Annotated in this window: 4 protein-coding genes; all 4 read left to right on the plus strand. The window is 70.2% G+C overall.

What is annotated here, in order from left to right; all coding sequences use genetic code 11:
- The first annotated feature begins 319 nt into the window (after positions 1-319).
- The 4 genes from VR44_RS27270 (at position 320) to VR44_RS27285 (ending at position 3,820) form a co-directional block, all read left to right on the plus strand.
- Positions 320-1,279, plus strand: a complete 960-nt coding sequence (locus tag VR44_RS27270) for a LysR family transcriptional regulator (protein WP_045950268.1) — start codon at positions 320-322, stop codon at positions 1,277-1,279.
- A 68-nt stretch (positions 1,280-1,347) separates the two neighbouring features.
- The gene (locus tag VR44_RS27275; RefSeq protein WP_045950269.1) at positions 1,348-2,793 is read left to right on the plus strand and encodes a glyceraldehyde-3-phosphate dehydrogenase; all 1,446 of its coding nucleotides are present in this window, start codon (positions 1,348-1,350) and stop codon (positions 2,791-2,793) included.
- An 81-nt stretch (positions 2,794-2,874) separates the two neighbouring features.
- Positions 2,875-3,234 carry a zinc ribbon domain-containing protein YjdM gene (locus VR44_RS27280; RefSeq protein WP_045950270.1) on the plus strand — a complete coding sequence of 120 codons (360 nt, stop codon included), beginning with the start codon at positions 2,875-2,877 and terminating at the stop codon, positions 3,232-3,234.
- A 400-nt stretch (positions 3,235-3,634) separates the two neighbouring features.
- A complete protein-coding gene (locus tag VR44_RS27285; RefSeq protein WP_045950271.1) occupies positions 3,635-3,820 on the plus strand; it encodes a thiazolylpeptide-type bacteriocin in 186 nt (61 codons plus the stop codon).
- Positions 3,821-3,877: the final 57 nt, after the last annotated feature.

Here is a 3,877-nt window from a genome sequence, read left to right on the forward strand (position 1 = left end):
TCCAGGCCGCTGCGGACCGCCGCGTCGGCGGCGGCCACGGCCCGGTCGGCCCGCGAGGGCCGGGGTGGTACGGGATCTGGCTGCTGGGCGGCCGACGCGGTGCCGGCCAGAGCGCCGGCGAGGCTCGCGGTGAGCGCGAAGGCCGCCACGGACGCCGTCCATCTGGTGGGCTGCACGAGTCCACTCCGATCGTGTGTGGGGGGTGTCTGGCTGTACGCCGTCGCCGAGTATGGGCGTGGACATGGCGAGATTGGGACATCCCTGCGGGCATAAGGCCCGCGTTATGGTGCGTTGGGGCCGCCATTCGTAAGCTGCCGGGATGCAGCTGGAGTTGAGGCACCTGCAAGCCGTCTGCCGGATAGCGGAAGCAGGCAGTCTGGGCGCGGCGGCGCGACGGCTCGGGGTGTCCCAGCCGGCGCTCTCCGCCCAGCTGCGCAGGATCGAGCGGGTCACGGGCGGCGAGCTCTTCGTCCGCGGCCGCAGCGGGGTCGAGCCCACCCCGCTGGGCCACTTCGTCCTCGCCAAGGCGCGCCGGGTGCTCGGCGAGATGGACGCCCTCGGTGCCGAGGCCCGCGCCCTGTCGGCGGACGTGCCCCTGCGGCTGGGCTGCATCCTCCTCGTCCTGCTGGACGGGCTGCTCGCGCGCACCGACCTGATCCTGTCCGGGCGCGAGGTGGCCGTGGACCTGGAGAACTCGGTGACGGCCCTCGTACGGATGCTCGGCGCGGGCCGGTACGACGCCATCGTCTACGGCGAGGTGAACGACTACGAGGTCCCGCTGCCCGGGGGCGTCCAGGTGCGCACCGTCGTGCCCCGGGAGCCGTTCTGCATCCGGATGTCCGCGCGGCACCCCCTGGCCGGCCGCAGCCGGCTGGACCTGGCCGACCTGGCCGGGGAGCAGTGGATGACCCTCGTCCAGGACGACGACGGCGGCCCCGAGGCCCTGATCGAGGCCTGTGCCAAGGCGGGCTTCACCCCCTCGCTGCGCCACCGGATCACCGACCGCAAGATGCAGCACGACCTGATCGCGGCGGGCCGGGCCATCTCGCTGAGCCAGCCCACGGCCCCCGCCGTCCCCGGTACGGTCATGCGGCCGCTGGCCGGCACCCCGGTCACCGGGCGGATCCGGCTGGCCTGGAACCGGGCCTCGGTCTCCGCGCACCAGGGGGAACTGCTGCATCGGGCGGCGGTGGAGGCGTATCTGGCGAACGTGGACAACAACGCCTTCCACCGGACATGGTGGGACGCCCACCCGGAAGCCCACCCGAGCCTCGGCTGACCCCCGCCGAGGGGTCGAATTCCGGACGGGTTACCATATGAGCGCCGCCTAGCTCGAAAGATAACTCTGTGACTGTCAACGAGGACTCGTTCAGCAACTGGAAGACCCGCGAGGAGATCGCGGAGTCGATGATCCCGATCATCGGGAAGCTGCACCGCGAGCGGGATGTAACGATCCTGCTGCACAGCCGCTCCCTGGTGAACAAGTCGGTGGTCAGCATCCTCAAGACCCACCGGTTCGCCCGGCAGATCGACGGCGAGGAGCTCTCGGTCACCGAGACCATGCCGTTCCTGCAGGCCCTGGCCGCCCTCGATCTCGGTCCGTCGCAGATCGACATCGGCATGCTCGCCGCGAACTACAACAGCGACGACCGCGGTCTGTCCGTGGCCGACTTCACCGCCGAGGCCCTCTCCGGCGCCACCGGTGAGAACAAGCTGGAGCGCTCCTCCGGCCGCGACGTCGTCCTCTACGGCTTCGGCCGCATCGGCCGCCTCGTCGCCCGCCTGCTCATCGAGAAGGCCGGCTCCGGCAACGGTCTGCGCCTGCGCGCCATCGTCGTCCGCGGTGGCGGCGAGGCCGACCTGGTCAAGCGCGCCTCGCTGCTGCGCCGCGACTCGATCCACGGCCAGTTCCAGGGCACGATCACCGTCGACGAGGCGAACAGCACGATCATCGCCAACGGCAACGCGATCCGTGTGATCTACGCGAACGACCCCTCCGAGGTCGACTACACGGCGTACGGCATCAAGGACGCCATCCTCATCGACAACACCGGCAAGTGGCGCGACCGCGAGGGCCTCTCCAAGCACCTGCGCCCCGGTATCGACAAGGTCGTCCTGACCGCCCCGGGCAAGGGCGACGTCCCGAACATCGTGCACGGCGTCAACCACGACACGATCAAGCCGGACGAGCAGATCCTGTCCTGCGCCTCCTGCACCACCAACGCCATCGTCCCGCCGCTCAAGGCCATGGACGACGAGTACGGCGTGCTGCGCGGCCACGTGGAGACCGTCCACTCGTTCACGAACGACCAGAACCTCCTGGACAACTACCACAAGGCCGACCGCCGCGGCCGCTCCGCGCCGCTCAACATGGTCATCACCGAGACCGGCGCCGCCTCCGCCGTGGCCAAGGCGCTGCCGGACCTCAAGGCCCCGATCACCGGCAGCTCGATCCGCGTCCCCGTCCCGGACGTCTCGATCGCCATCCTCAGCCTGCGCCTGGGCCGCGAGACCACCCGCGACGAGGTCCTCGAGTACCTCCGCGGCGTCTCGCTGCACTCGCCGCTGAAGCGCCAGATCGACTTCACCACCGCCCCCGACGCCGTCTCCATGGACTTCGTCGGCTCGCGCCACGCCTCGATCGTGGACGCCGGCGCCACCAAGGTCGACGGCGACAACGCGATCCTGTACCTCTGGTACGACAACGAGTTCGGCTACTCCTGCCAGGTCATCCGTGTGGTCCAGCACGTGTCCGGCGTCGAGTACCCGACCTACCCGGTCCCGGTCGCCTGACCGTCCCGACCAGGCAGAGCGTCTCCGGTGCCCCGTCGACAGCCGTCGGCGGGGCACCGCCGCGTTCCATAGACTGGCGGCGTGACCGACAACGCACTTCCCCCCTGTCCCGAATGCTCCGGCGTGTACGCCTACGAGATGGGCGCCCTGCTCGTCTGCCCCGAATGCGGGCACGAGTGGCCCCTGGCCGCCGCCCCCGAGGCCGGTGACGCCCCCGCGGAGCGGGTGATCAAGGACGCCGTCGGCAACGTGCTCGCCGACGGCGACACCGTCACCGTCGTCAAGGGCCTGAAGGTCAAGGGTCACCCCACCGGCATCAAGGCCGGCACCAAGGTGCGCAACATCCGCCTCGTCGACGGGGTCGACGGCCACGACATCGACTGCAAGATCGACGGCTTCGGGTCCATGCAGCTCAAGTCGAGCGTGGTGCGCAAGGGCTGATTTCCGCCTGACGTCCCACCGACTTCCGCCCCCTTCCACCCCCTCCGGTGGACGGGGGCGTCGTCATGTCCGGGGCCGCTTCCACGGGTGGTATTCCGGCCGGAGTGGCGTGAACTCAGTGAACGGGCCCCCGTGGGGCGCCGACTTCCACGAGAACGAGCCAGGAGCCGTACGGGTTCGGAAGAGCGGCTGGATCCGGGCTCTAGTGGTCCTTCGAGCCGCCGGGTGATCCTGAGTTCCGGATCGGCCGACAGAAAGAGCCGGACGGGATCGATATCCGGCCGGGCCGAAATCCGAGCACATCCGGCATTCCCTTCCGCAGCCCGCGTCCTTGCGCAGGCCTGCGGAAATTTCGCTCAGTGCACCTTTCGGCTTTCGCTTCCACACGAGGGAGACACCCGTGTCCGACACCGCACGCACCCCCGAGTTCGGCTTCGAGGACCTCGACCTGGACCTCGGCGACCTCACCGTCACCGCCATGCGGGACACCGTCGCGCTGCCCGAGGGCGGCGCCTCCTCGGGCTCCTGCTCCTGCCAGGCCTCCTCCTCCTGCAGCAAGGGGGACATGGAGACGCCGTTCGGCTGACCGTCGCGCACGTCCACGACGCAGACCGGCTTCCCGCCGCTCCTCCGGGTGCGGCGG

Origin of the sequence: Streptomyces katrae (assembly GCF_000966975.1) — a bacterium.
In the GTDB taxonomy this organism is placed as follows: domain Bacteria; phylum Actinomycetota; class Actinomycetes; order Streptomycetales; family Streptomycetaceae; genus Streptomyces; species Streptomyces katrae.

Bases quoted from the DNA above. Each gene is read 5' to 3' on its own strand.
- VR44_RS27270 (WP_045950268.1), top strand. From the start codon at position 320: ATGCAGCTGGAGTTGAGGCACCTGCAAGCCGTCTGCCGGATAGCGGAA.